Source organism: Microbacterium hydrocarbonoxydans, assembly GCF_023715885.1.
Lineage (GTDB): Bacteria > Actinomycetota > Actinomycetes > Actinomycetales > Microbacteriaceae > Microbacterium > Microbacterium hydrocarbonoxydans_C.
The window spans coordinates 141077-159684 of the sequence record NZ_JAMBOY010000002.1; the positions used below are offsets into that span (position 1 = coordinate 141077).

16 protein-coding genes and 2 tRNA genes are annotated in these 18608 nt (G+C 69.3%); 9 read left to right on the plus strand and 9 right to left on the minus strand.

Going from position 1 to position 18608, the window contains the following annotated elements; translation table 11 throughout:
* Positions 1–107 precede the first annotated feature (107 nt).
* Together M3195_RS05025 and M3195_RS05030 are read left to right on the plus strand one after the other, a co-directional pair.
* A complete protein-coding gene (locus M3195_RS05025; RefSeq protein ID WP_251585461.1) occupies positions 108–1403 on the plus strand; it encodes an O-acetylhomoserine aminocarboxypropyltransferase/cysteine synthase family protein in 1296 nt (431 codons plus the stop codon).
* Complete coding sequence (locus M3195_RS05030) at positions 1400–2713, plus strand: LLM class flavin-dependent oxidoreductase (protein WP_251585462.1); 1314 nt, start codon at positions 1400–1402, stop codon at positions 2711–2713. The genes M3195_RS05025 and M3195_RS05030 overlap by 4 nt, the downstream gene beginning before the upstream one ends.
* 17 nt (positions 2714–2730) lie before the next feature.
* Here M3195_RS05030 and M3195_RS05035 read toward each other — a convergent pair whose 3' ends face one another.
* Positions 2731–3228, minus strand: coding sequence for a DUF427 domain-containing protein (locus M3195_RS05035; protein ID WP_251585463.1), 498 nt, complete (start codon positions 3226–3228; stop codon positions 2731–2733).
* 36 nt (positions 3229–3264) lie between these two features.
* On the opposite strand from M3195_RS05035, the gene M3195_RS05040 reads away from it, so the two are divergent.
* Positions 3265–3858 (plus strand): LON peptidase substrate-binding domain-containing protein, encoded by a 594-nt coding sequence (locus M3195_RS05040; RefSeq protein WP_251585464.1) that lies wholly within the window; start codon positions 3265–3267, stop codon positions 3856–3858.
* A 5-nt stretch (positions 3859–3863) separates the two neighbouring features.
* Here M3195_RS05040 and M3195_RS05045 read toward each other — a convergent pair whose 3' ends face one another.
* On the minus strand, positions 3864–4868 hold the full coding sequence (locus tag M3195_RS05045; RefSeq protein WP_251585465.1) for a TerC/Alx family metal homeostasis membrane protein: 1005 nt from the start codon (positions 4866–4868) through the stop codon (positions 3864–3866).
* A 219-nt stretch (positions 4869–5087) separates the two neighbouring features.
* On the opposite strand from M3195_RS05045, the gene M3195_RS05050 reads away from it, so the two are divergent.
* The 3 genes from M3195_RS05050 to M3195_RS05060 all read left to right on the plus strand — a co-directional run bounded on the left by M3195_RS05050 (position 5088) and on the right by M3195_RS05060 (position 8230).
* Positions 5088–5669, plus strand: coding sequence for an RNA polymerase sigma factor (locus M3195_RS05050; RefSeq protein ID WP_251585466.1), 582 nt, complete (start codon positions 5088–5090; stop codon positions 5667–5669).
* Positions 5666–6775 carry a DUF4349 domain-containing protein gene (locus M3195_RS05055; protein ID WP_251585467.1) on the plus strand — a complete coding sequence of 370 codons (1110 nt, stop codon included), beginning with the start codon at positions 5666–5668 and terminating at the stop codon, positions 6773–6775. Before M3195_RS05050 ends, M3195_RS05055 begins: the two co-directional genes overlap by 4 nt.
* A 123-nt stretch (positions 6776–6898) precedes the next feature.
* Complete coding sequence (locus M3195_RS05060) at positions 6899–8230, plus strand: acyltransferase family protein (protein ID WP_251585468.1); 1332 nt, start codon at positions 6899–6901, stop codon at positions 8228–8230.
* An 88-nt stretch (positions 8231–8318) separates the two neighbouring features.
* Here the strand turns inward: M3195_RS05060 and M3195_RS05065 are convergent.
* Positions 8319–8391: transfer RNA gene (locus tag M3195_RS05065), tRNA-Glu, on the minus strand.
* Positions 8392–8543: 152 nt separating this feature from the next.
* Here M3195_RS05065 and M3195_RS05070 point away from each other — a divergent pair.
* Positions 8544–9182 (plus strand): MBL fold metallo-hydrolase, encoded by a 639-nt coding sequence (locus M3195_RS05070; protein ID WP_251585469.1) that lies wholly within the window; start codon positions 8544–8546, stop codon positions 9180–9182.
* Positions 9183–9184: 2 nt separating this feature from the next.
* Positions 9185–10069, plus strand: coding sequence for an aminoglycoside phosphotransferase family protein (locus M3195_RS05075; protein WP_251585470.1), 885 nt, complete (start codon positions 9185–9187; stop codon positions 10067–10069).
* A 4-nt stretch (positions 10070–10073) separates the two neighbouring features.
* Here M3195_RS05075 and pepN read toward each other — a convergent pair whose 3' ends face one another.
* Together pepN and M3195_RS05085 are read right to left on the minus strand one after the other, a co-directional pair.
* Positions 10074–12551 (minus strand): aminopeptidase N, encoded by a 2478-nt coding sequence (gene pepN / locus M3195_RS05080; RefSeq protein ID WP_251585471.1) that lies wholly within the window; start codon positions 12549–12551, stop codon positions 10074–10076.
* Between the two features lie 59 nt (positions 12552–12610).
* Positions 12611–13570, minus strand: coding sequence for a DNA topoisomerase IB (locus M3195_RS05085; protein WP_251585472.1), 960 nt, complete (start codon positions 13568–13570; stop codon positions 12611–12613).
* 178 nt (positions 13571–13748) lie between these two features.
* Between M3195_RS05085 and M3195_RS05090 the strand changes: the two genes are divergently transcribed.
* A complete protein-coding gene (locus M3195_RS05090) occupies positions 13749–14741 on the plus strand; it encodes a hypothetical protein (protein ID WP_251585473.1) in 993 nt (330 codons plus the stop codon).
* A gap of 61 nt (positions 14742–14802) precedes the next feature.
* Here the strand turns inward: M3195_RS05090 and M3195_RS05095 are convergent.
* The 4 genes from M3195_RS05095 to M3195_RS05110 form a co-directional block, all read right to left on the minus strand.
* A tRNA-Gln gene (locus M3195_RS05095) sits at positions 14803–14874 on the minus strand.
* 97 nt (positions 14875–14971) lie between these two features.
* Positions 14972–16477 carry a glutamate--tRNA ligase gene (gene gltX, locus M3195_RS05100; RefSeq protein WP_251585474.1) on the minus strand — a complete coding sequence of 502 codons (1506 nt, stop codon included), beginning with the start codon at positions 16475–16477 and terminating at the stop codon, positions 14972–14974.
* Positions 16478–16489: 12 nt separating this feature from the next.
* The gene (locus M3195_RS05105; RefSeq protein ID WP_251585475.1) at positions 16490–17773 is read right to left on the minus strand and encodes an MFS transporter; all 1284 of its coding nucleotides are present in this window, start codon (positions 17771–17773) and stop codon (positions 16490–16492) included.
* Positions 17770–18546, minus strand: a complete 777-nt coding sequence (locus M3195_RS05110; protein ID WP_251585476.1) for a fumarylacetoacetate hydrolase family protein — start codon at positions 18544–18546, stop codon at positions 17770–17772. Before M3195_RS05110 ends, M3195_RS05105 begins: the two co-directional genes overlap by 4 nt.
* Between the last annotated feature and the right edge of the window lie 62 nt (positions 18547–18608).

Genomic DNA, 18608 nt, shown 5'->3' on the forward strand with positions numbered 1-18608 from the left:
CCGCTAAGGAGGAGCACGATCCGCATGACGTCAGGTTACCACCGCTTCCGCGCGGCGAGTCACGCCGTGACACAGTACTGTGACCCGCACCATCGAGAGGCATCCGCATGACCGACGACTCCCTCGGCTTCGCCACCAAGGCCGTCCACGCCGCCCGCAATCAGCAGCCGGCGGCGTCGCGTGCGACGCCGATCTACCTCACGGCGGGCTTCGAGTTCGACGACTTCGATCACGCGGCGAACCACTTCGGCACGGGCGACGGCTTCGGATACACCCGCACCGGGAATCCGACGGTCCGGGCCGTCGAACGTCAGCTGGCCGCCCTCGAGGCCGGAGCGGACGCGGTCCTGGTGGCGAGCGGTCAGGCCGCCGTCGCCACCGCGCTGCTCACGGTGGCGGGAGCCGGAGACCACATCGTCTCGTCCACGCACATCTACGAGGGGACGCGCGGCCTCTTCCTCGACAACCTCACCCGGCTCGGGATCGAGACGAGCTTCGTCGACGACATTAACGATCCCGACGCATGGCGAGAGGCCATCCGGCCCAACACGCGGGCCCTGTTCGCGGAGTCGATCGCGAACGCGCGGAACGACCTGCTCGACATCGCCGCCGTCAGCGCGGTCGGCGACGAGTCGGCGATCCCGCTCATCGTCGACAACACGCTCGCCACCCCGTATCTCATCCGCCCGATCGAGCACGGAGCAGCGATCGTCGTGCACTCGGCGTCGAAGTTCCTCGCCGGGCACGGGTCGGTGCTGGGAGGTGTGCTCGTCGACGACGGACGCTTCGACGCGGCGAAGGCCGGTCACAACGCCCCGCACCTCGTGCTCCCCGGTCGCGGCGGTCTCGCGAGCGTGGCTGCACGACACGGCGGCAACGCGCGACTCGCGTACGCCCGCGAGTCGGTCGCTCCGCGCTTCGGCGCCTCTCCCTCCCCGCTCAACGCCTTCCTGATCGGACAGGGCGCCGAGACGCTGGGTCTCCGCGTCGAGCGGCAGTCGCGCAACGCACTGGACGTCGCCCGCTGGCTGGCGGCGCAGGAGGCGGTCGAGAGCGTCGACTACCTGGGTCTCGAGAGCCACCCGCACCACCGCCTCGCGGCGACGTACCTGACCGGCGGATACGGCTCGATCTTCACTTTCACGCTGCGCGGCGGTCTCGAGGCCGCGCGCGGCTTCGTCGAGGACGTCCGCGTGTTCACGCACATGACGCACATCGGCGACGTGCGCTCTCTCGTGCTGCACCCCGGCACCACGAGCCACGCCTCGCGCACGGACGAGGAGCGTGAGGTGCTCGGAGTACGCCCCGGCACCCTTCGTCTGTCGATCGGGATCGAAGACGTCGCCGACCTGATCGCCGACCTCACCCGCGTCCTCGCCCCCGCCCGGGAGGCCGTGGCATGAGCGGGCCCCAGCACTTCGGGTGGTTCCTCGCCCGCGGTTTCGGACCGCAGGGATGGGGCTACCCCTCGCTCGACTGGGACTACGACTGGACGCGCCCCGAGATCTACCAGGAGGCGGCGCGCACGCTGGAGCAGGCAGGCTTCGATCTCGTCATCATCGAGGACGCGCCGTCGATGGGTTCGCCGGAGACCATCGACCTCCGGGTCCGGCACGCGTTCGGCGGCCCCAAGCACGACCCGCTCCTGCTCGCGCCGTATCTCTTCCAGACGACGCGACACCTCGGCGTGGTGCCGACCGTCAACCCCGCGGCCTACCTGCCGTACACGGCCGCGCGTCAGTTCGCGACGCTGCAGCACCTGAGCGGACACCGTCTCGGCCTCAACGTCGTCACCGACACCGGCAGTGCGCGGCACTTCTCGGATGCCGCGCAGCTCGGCCACGACGAGGCGTACGACCGCGCCGAGGAGTGGCTCGACGGCATCCGCTCGCTCTGGCGCAGCTGGGAAGAAGGCGCGCTCGTCGCCGACCGGTCGACCGACGTGTACGCCGATGGAAGCCGGCTCTCCGCGACGCAGCACCGGGGCGAGTACTACTCGTTCGACGGTCCGCTGAACGCGATCCCCTTCACCGACGGCGAACCGGCGATCGTCTCTCCCGGCGGCTCCGGGCGCGGCCTCGGCTTCGCGGGAGCGAACTCCGACGTGCAGCTCGCACTCGCCCCGCTGAACGAGGCGTCCGTCAGGGCCTATCGTGCGAAGATCCACGACGCAGCCGTCGCGGCGGGGCGCAGGCCCGACGACATCAGGATCCTCTTCGCGATCCAGCCGGTGATCACCACCTCCGCCGAGGAGGCGGACCGCATCGTCGCCGCCTCGGCGCACCCCGACGACGCCGCACTCCTGCAGATCGCGCGCAAGCAGTCCAGCGACCTGGAGACCGATCTCACGACGCTCGATCTCGACCGCCCGCTGGATCTGTCGATCTTCGGGCCGCACGTGTCACGAGGCAGCATCCAGCGACTGGTGGGCGACCGCGGTGACGACGCACCGCTCCGCGCTCACCTCACGGCCCTCACCAGAGCCGGCCGCATCACCGACGGCACGGGCTTCGTGGGTACGGCGGAGGAGTTCGCCGACCTCGTGGAAGAACTCGGCGAGTGGGGGAACGACGGCGTGCTGCTGTGGGGCGACTTCCACCCTGTCACGCTGCACCGCACGCTCGACGAGCTCGTTCCGGTGCTGCGCCGACGGGGCATCCTCCGCCGGGAGTACGTCGACGGCGGGCTGCAGGCGAACCTGCGCGCCTTCTGAACGGGCCGACCGCCGGGCTACCAGCCCATCGAGCCGGGGACGCCCTTGAAGGGTCCGGTGACGGTCGACGTCACCCACCCGCCGTAGAAGCCACCCGGCTGCGGCGTGACGACCTCGTCTCCGACCGTGCAGGCGTCCATCGGCCCGGCGTACACCGCGACCCTGTCGGCGAGCACGCCGAAGCCGGGCGACGGCTGCGGGTAGTTCCAGGCGGCGCCCTGCGCGACCGTTCCGCCCCCTCGCACGTCGAGGTAACGGGCCGCGCCCTTGAACTCGCAGAACGACGACCCAGCAGCGTCGACGAGCGCGCCGTCGACGAAGTCGTCGATCGGGAGGTAGTACACGGGCGGGTGGCTGGTCTCGAGAACGCGCACGGCATCCGTCGTCTCCGCGATCACCTCGCCGCCCAGCCTGATCGTGACGCGCTCCGGCACCGGCTCGACCCGCGGGGGCCGGGGATAGTCCCAGACGGATTCCTGTCCGGGGCCGGGAGTGTCGGGGCGGGGTCTGCGCATCTGTTCACTGTACGTCGCGCGGTGTTGACTGGGGTCATGACTGCGATACCGATGTTCCCGCTCGGCTCGGTGCTGTTCCCGTACACCCCGCTCCCCCTGCGCGTGTTCGAACCGCGCTACCTCACGATGATCGGTCAGCTGCTCGACGACGACGACCCGCAGTTCGGCGTCGTGCTCATCGAACGCGGTCACGAGGTCGGAGGCGGCGATCGGCGCAGCGGCATCGGCACCCTGGCCCGTCTGGTGAGCGTGACGGCGGGTGCGGAGGTGCTGCGCACGGTCGCTGTCGGTACTCAGCGCTTCACGGTCGAGCGCTGGCTGGACGACGACCCCTACCCGCGCGCAGAGGTCTCGCTGCTCCCGCATCTCACCTGGAACGAGGCGCTCACCCCGCTGCGCACGGAGGCGGAGGCGATCGTGCGACGGGTGCTCTCTCGCGTCGACGGGCGCTGGGATCCCGACACCGAGATCTCCGACGACCCCCTCGCCGCCTCCTGGCAGCTCGCCGCGATCGCCCCGCTCGGCGAGTACGACCAGTTCACGCTGCTGCAGTCGACCAGCGTCGGGGCACTGCTCCGTCAGGTGATCGACCTCACGCTCGAGGCCGAGCAGCTCTGGTCAGCCGGGTGAGGCGTTCACTCCACGGGCGTGCTCCGGGTCACCGCGCGCTTCTCCCGTGAGGACGCAATGAGGCTTGCGATCGTCGCCACGGCCATCGACACGACGATCACGCCGAGCGACACGAGGTTGTCGATGTCGGGCACCCATTCGACGTGCTGGCCGCCGTTGATGAACGGCAGCTCGTTCTCGTGCAGGGCGTGCAGGATGAGCTTGACGCCGATGAAGCCGAGGATGACCGCGATGCCGTAGTGCAGGTACCGCAGGCGGTCGAGCAGATCGCCGAGCAGGAAGTAGAGCTGGCGCAGGCCCATGAGAGCGAAGATGTTGGCGGCGAACACGAGGAAGCCGTTGGTCGTGATCTCGAAGATCGCGGGGATCGAGTCGATCGCGAAGATCAGGTCGGTCACGCCGATCGTGATGAACACGATGACCATCGGGGTCCACATGCGCTTGCCGTCGACCGTGGTGCGGATCTTCGAGCCGTCGTACGTCTCGCTGATGTCGATGCGGCGACGCAGCAGCCGCACGATGAAGTTCTCGCGCTTCACGTCGTCGTCGTGCTCCCCCTCGGGCATCGCCTGCTTGATGGCGGTGTAGATCAGGAAGGCGCCGAAGATGTAGAAGATCGGCGAGAAGTGCTCGATGATCGTGACGCCCACGAGGATGAACGCGCCGCGGAGCACGAGGGCGATGATGATGCCCACCATCAGCACCTGCTGCTGCAGCCGTCGCGGCACTGCGAACTGGGCCATGATCAGCACGAAGACGAAGAGGTTGTCGACCGAGAGGCTGTATTCCAACGCCCAGCCGGTGATGAAGTCGCCGGCGTTGCGCCAACCGGCGACGTTGCCGAGGACCACCGCGAAGAGCAGGGCGAGCCCGACGTAGAAGACCACCCAGAGGGTCGACTCCTTGGTGGACGGGATGTGCGGGCGCAGCCGGATGAGCAGCAGATCGCCGATGAGGATGAGGCTCAGCACCACCATCGAGGTGATCTCGAACCAGAGAGGGATGTCCACAGTCGCGGGGACCTTTCGGAAGGCAGGGAAAGAACCGAAAGTCTCTCCCCCGCACAATGGTGCGTCGCGCGCCCGGAGCAGCTTCGCCGATGCTCGTGATGACGTTACGCGCGGATCCGGGATACTCCCTCTCGCAGAAGTCAATGCTAGACCCCGGGGAGGCGCGGAACGTCCGTGCGCCGATTCTGAGACGATGGGGCATCCGCCGACACTTTCCGGGTGAGAGACACCGAACGGAAGCAGGATGCCGTGCAGACGAGTGATCAGAGATGGGTGGCGCAGGCCGCCGCGGGCGACGAACGCGCCTTCCGCGAGCTGTACCGCTCGTACGTGAGACCGGTCTACTGGATCGCCCACGGCATCGTCGGCTCGGCACCCGACGCCGAGGACGTGACGCAGGAGACCTTCGTGACCGCGTGGCGCAAGCTGCCAGGACTCGATCTTCAGGGTGATTCCGCGCTGCCGTGGCTCGCGACGATCTGCCGGTTCCAGGCGGCCAACCGCCTGCGCCGGCGACGTCGCGACCAGGCTCACACGGCGGATGGCGTCGATGAGACGCTGCCCGCGACGGTGAACGTCGAGGAGCAGGTGATCACGGCGGCGCTGGCCGACCGGATCGTCGAGGAGGTCGGAACGCTCAGCGAGCTCGATCGCGCGATCTTCCGACTCTGCGCTGCCGAGGGCTACGGCTATCAGGCGGCCGCGGATCAGCTCGGCATCAGCCACGCGGTCGTTCGGAACCGTCTCTCGCGAGTGCGCACCCGATTGCGGAGTGCCGTCCAGGAAGCGAGCGACGCATGAACGACAAGACCCCCGACCTGCCTGAACTCTCCGACGAGGCCGTCGCCCGCATCGAGCACGCTGTCTTCGACGAGATCGACGCGGAACGGCCTCGCCCCGCTCCCGTCGCCGACCGGTCGGCTGTACGCCGCCACCGATGGCTGACCGGCGCCGGCATCGCCGCCGCCTTCGTCGTCGGAGTGCTCGTGACGCCGCCCATCCTGAACGCCGTCGGCGGGAGCGCGACGAGCACGGCGGAGAGCGGCGAGATGCTCACCGGAGGCACGGCGCAGGACTCGAACGGCGTTTCACCGGATCGCAGCGCTCCGCAGAGTGTCTCGGAAGCCGCGCCCGGCGCAGACGCCTCCGCGAGCGCTCCAGGCGCCGTGGACGGAGCGGACCGCGAGATCGTGGCGACCGGATACGTCACGCTCGAGGTGAACGACATCGCGAAAGCGGCGGACGAGATCAGCACGCTCGCAGCGGAACGCGGCGGCTATGTCGAGAGCACCGAGGTGGGTAGGAGTTCCACGGTCGACGACACGTCCATGCCCACGCCGCCGGCCTCCGGGTACGGCTGGATCAGCATCCGAGTGCCGTCCGCCGAGCTGACGGCGGTGATCGACGCGCTCGGCGACTCGGGTGAGATCGTCTCGTCGTCGATCTCGCAGCAGGACGTCACATCGACCGCGATCGATCTGCGTGCCCGCGTCGATGCGACGAAGGCGTCGGTGCAGCGGCTCACGGAGATCATGGCGCAGTCGGGCAGCGTCTCGGAACTCATCGAGGCGGAGGTCGCCCTCACCGACCGCCAGGCGCAGCTCGAATCGTACGAGCAGCAGCTCGCCGCCCTCGACGATCAGGTCGCGATGTCGAGCGTGCAGGTGCAGCTCACGAAGGCGAACGCACCGACCACCGCCGACCCCGCCGGTTTCGGCGACGGCGTCCTCGCGGGATGGAACGGTCTCGTGGTCTCGCTCAACGCTCTGGTGATCGCTGTCGGATTCCTCCTCCCGTGGCTCGCGGTCGCCGCCGTCGTGGTGCTGATCGTCTGGCTCGTCCGTCGCACTCGTCGCCGGCGTCGCCTCGCGCGGGCGGATGCCGCACCTGCGCCGGGTGAGGACTGACGCGCAGACGCCACCGGCCCGCAAGGAGGGCCGCCCGTGCAGGGCGACCCTCCTTCGCTGAACTCGAGGTGCCTGGACGGCGGCGAGCGGGTCGTGACGACGCCCGCCGCTAGAGTCGTCGGCATGAGCAGTGCCGCCACCGATACGACCGCCCGGGCGATACCGGTCGGGCGCGATCTCACTCTCGACCTCGCCCGCGTCGTCTGCGTCGTGCTGGTCGTGTTCGTGCACATCCTCTTCACGGGGGTCGGGCGGGGACCCGACGGCTCGCTGTTGATCGAGCGGACCGTGGAGGCGCAGCCGTGGTTCAGCGCGGCGACCTGGGTCGCGAACATCATGCCGCTCTTCTTCGTCGTCGGCGGCTATGCGGCCCGCGCCGGGTGGCGCTCCGCGCAGCGCCGCGGGGAGAGCGCAGACTCGTTCGTCCGCGTGCGCCTGGCTCGCCTCGCGCGTCCTGCCGTGCCGCTGTTCGTCTTCTTCACGGTCGCGCTGGGCGCCGTGCGTCTGCTGGGCGTCGATCCCGCGCTCGTCGACGTCGTCGCGGTCGGCGTCGGGTCGCCGCTGTGGTTCCTCGCCGCCTACCTGCTCGTGCAGGCGGCCGCACCGACGATGATGCGCCTGCACGAGAAGTACGGCGCGCGCGTGCTGGTCGTGCTCCTCGGCCTCGCTCTCCTCGTCGACGGGTTCCGCTACATCGTGGTGGGCGGTCTGCTCGGCATCCAGCCCGTGCCTCCCGAGGGTTACGGCGCAGGGCAGGAGCTCTTCGGAGTCCCGAACATCGTGTTCGTGTGGCTGTTCGCGCAGCAGGTCGGTTTCTTCCTCTTCGACGGCTGGTTCTCGCGTCGGCCGTGGTGGCAGCTCGTGCTCATCATGACCGCCGGGTACCTGGCGCTCTGGGGCCTCGTCTCGCTCGACGGGTACTCATGGAGCATGCTCGGCAACCAGTGGCCGCCCACCACGCCGATGGCTGTCCTCGCGGTGATCCAGGCGGCGGGTCTCACGCTGCTGCACAGGCCCCTCGCCGCGTTGATGGAGACCCGGGCCGCGCAGGGCGTGGTGTTCGTCGTGGGCTCGCGCCTGATGACCATCTACCTCTGGCACCTGCCGGTCATCATGGTCCTGATCGGGATCGAGCTGCTGCTGCCCGTTCCGATGCCCGCGCCGGGCAGCGCCGTCTGGTGGTGGACGCGACCGCTCTTCCTGCTGGTCGTCCTGGCCGTCGTCTGGGCGGCATCGCTGTGGCTCGTGCGGTTCGAGGCGGCGCCGCGACCCGGTATCCCCCGGCTCCCCGGGATGCGGATCTGCGTGCTCGCCGTCGTGGTGTTCATCGCCCCGATCCTCGCGATCACGACGTACGGGCTGGACTTCCCGCTCGCCGCGCTCTCGCTGGCGTGCACGGTCGTCGCGCTCTGGCTCACGGGCTTGAAGCGAGCGGCCGGACGGCCGAACACCTAGCTCCCGCTCGGAGTCGGCGTTCCTCGGGTCGCTCGGCGTCCGGAAACGACGAAAGCCCTCGGAGAACCGAGGGCTTTCGCGTGTTGTGTGACCCCAGCGGGATTCGAACCCGCGTTACCGCCGTGAGAGGGCGGCGTACTAGGCCGCTATACGATGGGGCCGTCTTGCGGAGCGTTTCCGTCCCGCGACAACCGTTCAAGTATGCCACGGCGATTCTCACTGCGCCAAATCGAGGCCGGAGGGAGCGGGATCCCGGGCGTGGCGTGCTGTCAAGCCGTTTGCGAGACCTATCGGAACGGAGTTGACTCACCTCATGCGCGTCACGAAATTCGAACATGCCGCCCTCCGCATCGACAAGGGTACCGACGTCCTGTTGATCGATCCCGGTTCCTTCACCAGCCCGCTCGACGACCTGAGCGGCCTCGTGGCGGTCGTCCTCACTCACGAACACCCCGACCACTGGACGCCCGAACACCTCGACCGCATCCTGCGCGCCGCACCCGGCACGCCGATCTTCGGCCCTGCCGGTGTCGCGAAGGCAGCCGACGGATATGACATCACCGTGGTCGCTCCGGGTGACACCGTGATGGCCGGCCCTTTCGAGCTGCGATTCTTCGGCGGGACGCACGAGGTCATCCACTCGTCGCTGCCCGTGCCCGAGAACGTGGGCGTGCTCGTGGACGGCGAGTTCTACTACCCCGGCGACTCGTACGCCGTGCCCGAGGGCGTCGAGGTGGGAACGCTCGCAGCTCCGCTCGGGGCACCGTGGCTGAAGATCGGCGAGGCCATGGACTATGTGCTCGCGGTCAAGCCGCGCCGCGCATTCGGCACGCACGACATGACGCTGTCGGTCGCCGGAAAGATGATGCACCGCGACCGCCTGAAATGGGCGACCGAGCAGAACGGCGGCGAGTTCTTCGCACTCGAGCCGAACGACTCGCTCGACCTCTGACGGTGGCGGACTCCCCCGCCGCCGAACGCCGCATCGACGAGGACGACGTCCGCGCGCTTCTGCGCGCCCAGAAGGACTCGGCACACCTCGCGGATCTTCCGTTGAGGCAGGTCGCGGAGGGCTGGGACAACGCGATCTGGCGCCTCGGCGACGAACTCGCCGTACGGGTGCCCAGGCGGGCGCTGGCCTCGTCGCTCATCCGACACGAGCAACGGGCGCTTTCGATACTGGGTCCGCGCCTGGCCGAGCTCGGGATCCGCACACCGGTGCCGCTCGTCGTCGGTGCGCCGACCGAGGCGTTCCCCTGGCCGTGGTCGGTGGTGCCCTGGATCGACGGCACTCCTGCTCTCGGGCTGGGGGTGCGCGCCAACAATCCGTGGGCGCCGGACCTGGCCCGAGCCCTCGGCACCCTGCACCGGCCGGCACCCGCCGACGCGCCGCAGAACCCGGTGCGCGGCGTAGCGCTCGCGGTGCGAGACCACGCGATGCGGACGCGGCTCGCGCGACTCGACGAGACGGAGCCGATGCGATCGGCATGGGACGCCGGAGTCGCCGCCCCTCCGGCATCCGAGACGGTCTGGATCCACGGGGATCTGCACCCCGGAAACATCCTCATCGCGAGCGGATCGCTGGCCGCACTCATCGACTTCGGCGACGTCACATCCGGCGACCCCGCCTACGACCTCGCCGCGAGCTGGCTCCTCTTCGATCCCGAGGGCCGTTCGGCGTTCGTCACCGCCGCGGCGGGGCGATACGACGACGACACGTGGGTACGCGCTCGCGCCTGGGCTGCGTACCTGACGGCGGTGTTCCTCACCGAGAGCGACGACCGCCCCGATCTGCGCGCTCTGGGCGAGCGCGCGGTGGGGGAACTCGCCTCCCCGTGAACGCCTACTGAGCCGCGCGCACGCGGAGATCGCGCGCGAGGTGATCCCGCTGCTCCACGACGATCCGCCGCAGCGCCGCAGGGGCGTCGGGGTTCTCCTCGAGCCAGGCGTCCACAGGGCCCAGCGAGTCCGCCGCCGGGAACATCCCGACGACCAGGCGCTGTGCCAGCTCGATACTCCTGGTGCGCCACACGTCGGCGATGCGTGCGAAGTACTCGCCGTCGAAGCCTGCGATGAGATCGCGTCGACCGCCGACGCGGAACCCGGCGATCTCGGCATCCAGGTGATCGTTGCTCAACGATTCGTCGTCCCACGCCGTCCGCCAGGCTTCGACACGCACCGACGCGTCAGGGCGCGCTGCCCTGGCCCGACGGGCCGCCGTGCGGCCGCTGCCGGTGTCATCGGCCTCTGCCTCGCGATCGATGTCGGCGAGGTCGGCGTGCCCGGTCGTGACGAGACCGGTGAGCAGCTGCCAGCGCAGGTCCGGGTCGATGGAGAGGCCCTCGGGCGCTCCGCCGTCGAGGATCCCTCGCACCTCGACGTGCCGGGCGTCGTCGAAGGCGGATGCCGCGGCGAGGGCGCGCGCCCAGGAGAGCTGCGCGTCGCTGCCGGGCTCGGCGTGCTGCAAGGCACTCCACGTCGTCTCCACCCACAGCCGTTGTTCGTCGCTGCGACGATCGTCGGCGACGAAATGACGGATGGCGAAGGCCGCGTTGGCGAGCACGCCGACGAGGAGTCCGATGTTCGACTCCGCGGGAGCGTGGGCGCGGACGATCGCGGTGTACCGCGAGGCGGACAGCTCGCCGTCGCGCGTGGCGTTCCACAGCGACGACCACACGAGGGCACGGGCCAGCGGGTCCTCGATCATCGACAGGGATTCCTCGACCGTGGCGAGCGAGCGCTCGTCGAGACGCACCTTCGCGTAGGTCAGGTCGTCGTCGTTCACGAGTATGAGGTCGGCCTCCGCGATTTCGACCTCGGTGCGCTCATCGGAGATGTCGAGGGAGATCTGGTCCCGTCGGACGATGTGATCGTGGACGCGGTCGTACAGACCGATCCGCAGGCGGTGCGGCCGTGGATCCTGCTGCACGAGCACCGTGGCGTCGGCCGTGCGTTCGAGCCAGAGCGTCGAGAGGCCGGTGGTCTGCAGCCAGGCGCGGGACCACTCCGTCATGTCGCGGCCGGAGACGGCGCTCAGCTGCACGAGGAAGTCGTCGAGGGTGGTGTTGCCGTAGGCGTTGGCCGCGAAATAACGGCGCGCGCCCTCGAAGAACGCCTCGTCGCCGACGAAGGCGACGAGCTGCTTGAGCACTGCGGCGCCTTTCGCGTAGGTGATGCCGTCGAAGTTGAGCTTCGCCGCCTCGAGGTCGGTGATGTCGGCGACGATCGGATGCGTGGTGGGCAGCTGGTCCTGCTGATATGCCCAGGCCTTGCGAATCGCGGCGAACTTGACCCACGCGTCATGGAACCGGGTCGCCACCGCCGAGGCGTGGGCGCCCATGTAGTCGGCGAACGATTCCTTGAGCCACAGGTCGTCCCACCACCTCATGGTCACGAGGTCGCCGAACCACATATGGGCCATCTCATGCAGGATCGTGTTGGCCCTGGCGGCTCGCTGGGCGTCGGTCGCCGCGCCGCGCGACAGGTACGACTCGGTGAAGGTCACGAGGCCGGGGTTCTCCATGGCGCCGAGGTTGTACTCGGGAACGAAGATCTGGTCGTACTTGCCCCACGGGTACGGGAAGGCGAAGGCATCCGTGAAGAAGTCCAGACCCTGTCGCGTGATCTCGAGGATCTCGTCCGATTCGAGGTACTGCGCGAGCGATTGGCGGACGAACACGCCGAGCGCGATGCTCTGGTCGTCGCGCTGCCATGCGCCGTCGACCTTCGCGTACGGCCCGGCCGCGACGGAGGTGATGTAGCTCGAGATCGGAAGCGTAGGGGCGAACTCGACACGCTGCACTCCGACGCCCACGTCGATGGATGACGGCGACTGGTTCGACAGCACCTGCCACCCGGCCGGCGCGTCCACGACGAACGTGTACGACGCCTTGAGGTCGGGCTGCTCGAAGCACGCCATCACCCGTCGGGAGTCGGCCGGTTCGTACTGGGTGTAGAGGTACGTGAGTCCGTCGGCGGGGTCGTGGAACCGGTGCAGACCCTCACCCGACCGGCTGTACGCGCCGGTGCCCTCGACGCGCACCACGTTGTCGGCGGCGAGATCGCGGAGCTGGATGCGAGCACCGTCGTAGTCGACCTCACGCTCCTCGCCGTTGACGACGACGCGATCGACGGAGAGCCCGATGAAGTCCAGCCAGATCGACTCCTTCGTCGAGGAGAACTCGAGGGTCGTCGTCGTCGCGAAACCCGCACGGGCCCGCTCGGGCGCACCCGTCAGATCGAGCTCGACGCGGATGCTGCGCGCGGTGATCGCAGCGGATCGCGCGGCGGTCTCCTCGCGGGTGAGGTTGGCTGTGTCCATGGCTCCATCCTGTCATCCGGCCTCGCCTCGGCCGACCCGGCCCGGACGGCCGACTGCGATCACTTGCCGATCAGTCGCCTGATCGCGGTCTCGGGGGACACGGAGAGGTCGAGGGTTCTACCGCGCGCGTAGAGGCGAAAGACCCTCGGGTCGATGTAGCTGTTGCGGGCGACGGCGACCGTGTTGCCCAGGGCGGATGCCGTGGCCTGTACGGCGAGCCGCTCCGCCTTGCGGCGCTCGTTCTTGCCCTCGAGCGGGCCGATCCGCGCGAGTGCGTCGGCCGCGAGGATCGTGCCGTGCAACGTTCGGAAGTCCTTCGCCGTGAACGCCGTACCCGCCACCTTCCGCAGATAGTCGTTGATCTCGCCCGACGTCAGCCGCACGCGTCGACGACCCTTGCGATAGGCGAGCAGTGTGGCCCGCGGAGATCCGACCGCGAACTCCGACAGCGCCTCGGCGAGCGGCCCGTCGGTGATCTCGATCGACGCGAGCTGCTTGCTCTTGGCGGGGAACTCGAGGGCGACAGTGCTTCCGTCGATCCGCACGTCACGACGGCGGAGGGTGCTCAGCCCTCGGCTCCCATGCTTGACGAGGTAGCGCTCCGAACCGATGCGCAGGGCTCCGTCGTCGAGCAGACGGAACGCGACCGCGAGTGCGCGCTCCTTCGACAGGCCCGGTTCGCCGATCGCACGGGTGACCCTGCGGCGAGCCGAAGGCAGCGCGGCGGCGAGGCGCAAGGCCCTGGCGAACTTGCGCTGGTCCCGCCCCGCACGCCACAGCGGGTGGTAGAGGTACTGACGCCTCCCCGCGTCGTCGGTGCCGACGGCCTGGATGTGCGCCAGCGGATCGGCCGCGATCCAGACATCTGTCCAGCGCGGCGGGATCACTAGATCCTGGATGCGCTCGCGGTCAGCCTCGACGACCGGTTGCTCGCCGGCGTCGAGGTAGCGGAACCCCGACCCTGAACGAACGCGACGGATTCCCGGCTCCTCGCCCGGGACCACTCGCCTCAGCGCCATGCGCATTCTCCCCTGATCGGTCGTCTCGGCACGGTGTCGACGATGCCCGAGTCTCTGACGCGCGGGAAGGGCGTGGCGTCGGATGCGGACGATCTGCTAGTGGACCGCGCCCGTACGCAGCCGTGGGCCGTGGTATCTCGATTGTCGACGGTGACGACCGTCTGCCATCCTCATGTGTATGACGATGTCACTCGATCAGTTCCGTGAGGCCCTCAAGCGAGCGGACCTGCGCGGCCCGCTGGGTCTGCAGCTCAGCGACGTCGACGCAGAGCTTGTCGCGCACGATCCGGCATCCTCTCAGAGCTGGTACGCCTACTGGCTCTCCCTCCAGCCCGCCGCCGCGCAGCCGACTCCCCCGCCACCCGCCGCGGCCTCCGTCTCGCCGGAGCCGGCCGCCGGCGTACCCGCGGCCGCATCGGGCTTCGACGCCACACCGCCGCCTTTCTCCCCTGCCCCGCAGCGCGCCCAGACGCCCACGACGCCGTACCCGGGCGCTCCCACCGCGCAGTACCCGGGCGCTCCGACGTCGTCATACCCCGGTGAACCTGCACAGGACGCGCACCCGACGGCGTCGTACGCTCCGACAGCGGTGCCGGCCGGCGGCGACCCCGGCTCCCCTCTCCGTGGGACCGCGCAGTATGCCGGGATGCCAGCGATGGACGGCGCGGGCGCGAAGAAGCGCAACGTCGGGCTGTGGGTGACTCTGTCGATCCTCGGTGCGCTGCTGCTGATCATCGCCATCGTCGTCGTCACGGCCTTCACGACGGCACGGCACTGGACGAAGGTCGACGTGCCGGAGCAGCCGGAGACCTTCCACAGCGAGGAGTACGAGACCGGTCGCTACGACGTCTCGATGGACACCGTCAACCCCTGCTACGTCAACCAGGATTGGACCGACTGCACCAACCTGCTGCAGGCCAGCTACGACGCGAACTGCGCCGGTGTGGAGCTGACCGAGACGGCGACGGCGATCTGCGCTGACTACAGCAACGCGATCAGCCAGATGCGGGCGCAGGACAGCGAAGGCGCGTACGTCGCGACCCTCGGCACGTATGGGAATCTGACGCGGACGCCCGAGATCGACACCCGGCAGGTGTCCAACGACGACTACCGTCCCGCCGAGACCCACGAGGCCGTCTGCTACCTCGGGTTCCTCGGGGAGTGCGAGTAGCCGCGCGACACCGCTTCCCGGAGACGACGAAACCCCCGCCTGAGCGGGGGTTTTCGTTTTGCTGGGGTACCTGGACTCGAACCAAGAACAACTGAACCAGAATCAGCCGTGTTGCCAATTACACCATACCCCAAGGGCGAAACCGGAGCCTCGCACCGAGAGTCAAGCCTACCCGAGCGGCGACCGGAATGCCAAAACGCTCGGCCCCGGTCGCCCGCCCGGGCGCGCCGTCACTGGGACAGGACGCCAGCCAGACCGCGGAGCCGGCGAAGCGACTCGTCCTTTCCGATGAGCTCCATCGACTCGAACAGCGGCGGCGACACACGCCGACCGGTGATCGCGACGCGCGGCGGGCCGTAGGCGACGCGGGGCTTCAGTTCGAGGTTCTCGACGAGGGCGGTGGCGAGAGCGTCCTGGATCTGCTCCGGGGTGAACTCCTCGACGGGCTCGAGCGCCGCGACGCAGGTCTGCAGCACCTCCGCGGCATTGGCCGGGAGCCCCTTCAGCGCGTCGGCGTCGTACGACACCTCGTCGACGAAGAGGAAGCCGAGCATCCCCGGCACATCGCCCAGCAGCTGCACGCGCTCCTGCACGAGCGGCGCCGCCCGGAAGGCGAGGACCAGCTCGTCGTGCGTCGGCTCGTCGAAGAGCCCCGCGGCGGCGAGGTACGGGATGGTGCGCTCGGCGAAGTCCTTCTCCCCCAGCATCCGGATGTGGTCGCCGTTGATCGACTCGGCCTTCTTCTGGTCGAAGCGCGCCGGGTTCGGGTTGACGTTCGTGATGTCGAACGCCTCGATGAACTCTTCGAGCGAGAACACGTCGCGGTCCGGGCCGATCGACCATCCGAGCAGAGCCAGGTAGTTCAGAAGACCCTCATGAATGAACCCGCGCTCGCGGTGCAGGAAGAGATCGGCCTGCGGGTCGCGCTTCGAGAGTTTCTTCGTGCCGGTCTCCCCCAGCACGAGCGGCATGTGGGCGAAGCGAGGCACGAACGTCGTCACGCCTGCGTCGATGAGGGCCGCGTAGAGGGCGAGCTGACGGGCCGTCGACGGCATGAGGTCCTCGCCGCGCAGCACGTGGGTGATCCCCATGAGCGCGTCGTCGACGGGGTTCACGAACGTGTACAGCGGAATGCCGTTGGGCCGCACCACGACGAAGTCGGGGAACGACCCCGCGGGGAACGTCACCTCGCCGCGGATGAGATCGACGTACGTGACGTCCTCGTCCGGCACGCGCAGGCGCAGCGCGGGCTGACGCCCCTCGGCGCGGAACGCGGCCTTCTGCTCGTCGGTCAGGTTCCGGTCGAAGTTGTCGTAGCCGAGCTGCTTGGCACGGCCCGCCGCCTCGTTACGGGCATCGATCTCCTCGGCGGTCGAGAAGCTCTCGTAGAGCGCCCCGGTCGCGAGCAGCTTGTCGATGACACCTCGGTAGATGTCGTGGCGCTCCGACTGGCGGTACGGCGCGTGCGGGCCGCCCACCTCGACACCCTCGTCCCAGTCGATCTTGAGCCAGGTGAGCGCGTCGACGAGCTGTCGGAAGCTCTCCTCGCTGTCGCGCGCGGCGTCGGTGTCCTCGATGCGGAACACCATCTTCCCGCCGTTGTGGCGCGCATACGCCCAGTTGAAGAGCGCGGTGCGAACCATGCCGACATGCGGCAGGCCCGTCGGCGAAGGGCAGAAGCGGACGCGGACGTCGGCACCGCTGGCGGTCGTGGTGAGGGGATGAGGAGTAGCCATAGCCCTTCGATTCTACGGCGCAGGCGTCGCTCTCCCCTGCCGCGTCCGCCGCACCGCGAGCGGCGACAGCGCGACGATCGCGGCGACGAGCACGGAGGCCGCGATCCCGAGCCCGGCGTACTGGAAGTTCGCGAGGAGGACGCCGGCGAGCACGGCGCCGGCCGCGGCGGAGAGACTCATCAGCGAGTCGCTGCGCCCCTGCCGCCGTGTGCGGAGTTCGGGCGCGCTCGCCTCGGTCAGCAGCGCCGCACCCGCGACCGTGGCGGCGCTCCAGCCGAGGCCGAGCAGGATCAGCGCGACCATGACACCCCACTCCTGATCGTTCACGAACACGGCGAAGGCCAGAGCGCCGCCGAGCAGCGCCTGCCCGAGCAGGACGACGCGCAGCCTGCCCCACCGGTCGGCCAGGATGCCGAACAGCGGCGACAGCGCGTACATACCGCCGACATGCAGAGCGATAGTGATGCCGACGAGGGCCGAGACGTCGGCCGGCGTCGGCGCCATGCCGTGCGCGCCGTGCGCCATGTGGGCGAGGTGCACGGGGGTCATGGCCATGACCGAGGCCATGACGACATGCGATCCGGCGATCGCGAAGACGGCGTAGCGCGCCACGACGGGGCGATCCTCGATGGCACGGCCCACGGTCGCCGCTGCCGCGACAGCGAGCCTCTGCGCCGTGAGCAGCGGATCAGGGCGAAGGGCGATGAGATACAGCGCCAGGGCCGCGCACTGTGCGACGAACGAGAAGGCGTAGGAGCCCGTCTGCGGCGGCATCCCGATGATCTCGCCGACGACCTCGCCCGGGCCGAGGAGCAGCGGTCCCGCGACCCCGCCGATGGTCGTGGCCCACACGACGATCGACAGATCCCTGCCCCGATGCTGGGGAGAGGCGAGGTCGGTCGCGGCGAACCTCGACTGCAGATTGCCGGCGTTGCCCGCTCCGATCATGACGATGCCGACGAGCAGCAGCGGGAAGAGCCGCAGGGAGGCGGCGGCGATGACAACGGCGATGCCGACCAGCGCGAAGAGGTTGCCGAGGGTCAGAGCGCGCCTGCGTCCCACCCGCGCGGCGAGCCTGGCCAGCGGGATGGCGCACAGCGCCGCGCCGAGAGTCACCGACGCGGTCGCGAGGCCCGACAGGGCGTCGTCGCCGGAGATGTCTGCAGCGAGCAGGGCGCCCAGCGACACCGTCGCCCCGAAGGCGATACCGCCCAGCACCTGCCCGATCGACAGGATCAGGACAGTTCGCCGCTGAACGCGGAGGATCTGCGCCGCCGAGAGGGCGACGTCACTCATGACGCGGCTGCAGCGTCGCGCACGGCGTTGCGCAGAATCCCGAGACCCGTGATCTCGACCTCGACCGTGTCTCCCGCGCCGAACGCGCCCACACCAGCAGGGGTGCCGGTGAGGATCACGTCGCCGGGCAGCAGCGTGAAGACCGCCGACGCGTGCTCGATGATGTCGGCGACGGAGTGGATCATGTCGCTGAGCGGCGCCTGCTGCTTCACCTCGCCGTTCACGCGGGTCTGGATCGTCGCGGTCGACGGGTCGAAGTCGGTGTTGATGGTCGGGCCGAGCGGACAGAACGTGTCGAACCCCTTCGCCCTCGTCCACTGGCCGTCTTTGCGCTGCAGGTCGCGCGCGGTCACGTCGTTCGCGATCGTGTAGCCGAGCACGTGGTCGAGGGCGTTCTCGGCGGAGACGTTCTTCGCGACACGGCCGATCACCACGGCGAGCTCGCCCTCGAACTCGGTCTGCTCGGAGATGGAGGGTCGCACGATCGCGTCGCCCGGGCCGATCACCGAGGTGTTGGGCTTGAGGAAGAGCAGGGGCTCTTCCGGTGCCTCTCCGCCCATCTCGACGGCGTGGTCGTGGTAGTTCTTCCCGACGCAGACGATCTTCGAGCGCGGGATCACGGGCGCGAGGATGACGGCATCCGCGATCGGCACCCGGTCGCCGGTCGTCTCGTACCCGGCGTAGAGGGGGTCGCCCGTCAGGACGACGAGGTCGGATTCGTCGACGATCCCGAACAGGATGGCGTCGTCATGGCTGAACCGGGCGATCTTCATGCATCCAGCCTATCCAGGCCCTCCTCCGCCGAGACCCCGCCTCGCTGACGTCAGTGGGGAGG

Excerpts from the sequence above, each read along its gene's own strand:
- M3195_RS05025 (WP_251585461.1), top strand. The coding sequence starts at position 108 with ATGACCGACGACTCCCTCGGCTTCGCCACCAAGGCCGTCCACGCCGCC.
- M3195_RS05030 (WP_251585462.1), top strand. The coding sequence starts at position 1,400 with ATGAGCGGGCCCCAGCACTTCGGGTGGTTCCTCGCCCGCGGTTTCGGA.
- M3195_RS05035 (WP_251585463.1), bottom strand. The coding sequence starts at position 3,228 with ATGCGCAGACCCCGCCCCGACACTCCCGGCCCCGGACAGGAATCCGTC.
- M3195_RS05040 (WP_251585464.1), top strand. The coding sequence starts at position 3,265 with ATGACTGCGATACCGATGTTCCCGCTCGGCTCGGTGCTGTTCCCGTAC.
- M3195_RS05055 (WP_251585467.1), top strand. The coding sequence starts at position 5,666 with ATGAACGACAAGACCCCCGACCTGCCTGAACTCTCCGACGAGGCCGTC.
- M3195_RS05060 (WP_251585468.1), top strand. The coding sequence starts at position 6,899 with ATGAGCAGTGCCGCCACCGATACGACCGCCCGGGCGATACCGGTCGGG.
- M3195_RS05070 (WP_251585469.1), top strand. The coding sequence starts at position 8,544 with ATGCGCGTCACGAAATTCGAACATGCCGCCCTCCGCATCGACAAGGGT.
- pepN (WP_251585471.1), bottom strand. The coding sequence starts at position 12,551 with ATGGACACAGCCAACCTCACCCGCGAGGAGACCGCCGCGCGATCCGCT.
- M3195_RS05085 (WP_251585472.1), bottom strand. The coding sequence starts at position 13,570 with ATGGCGCTGAGGCGAGTGGTCCCGGGCGAGGAGCCGGGAATCCGTCGC.
- M3195_RS05090 (WP_251585473.1), top strand. The coding sequence starts at position 13,749 with ATGACGATGTCACTCGATCAGTTCCGTGAGGCCCTCAAGCGAGCGGAC.
- gltX (WP_251585474.1), bottom strand. The coding sequence starts at position 16,477 with ATGGCTACTCCTCATCCCCTCACCACGACCGCCAGCGGTGCCGACGTC.
- M3195_RS05105 (WP_251585475.1), bottom strand. The coding sequence starts at position 17,773 with ATGAGTGACGTCGCCCTCTCGGCGGCGCAGATCCTCCGCGTTCAGCGG.
- M3195_RS05110 (WP_251585476.1), bottom strand. The coding sequence starts at position 18,546 with ATGAAGATCGCCCGGTTCAGCCATGACGACGCCATCCTGTTCGGGATC.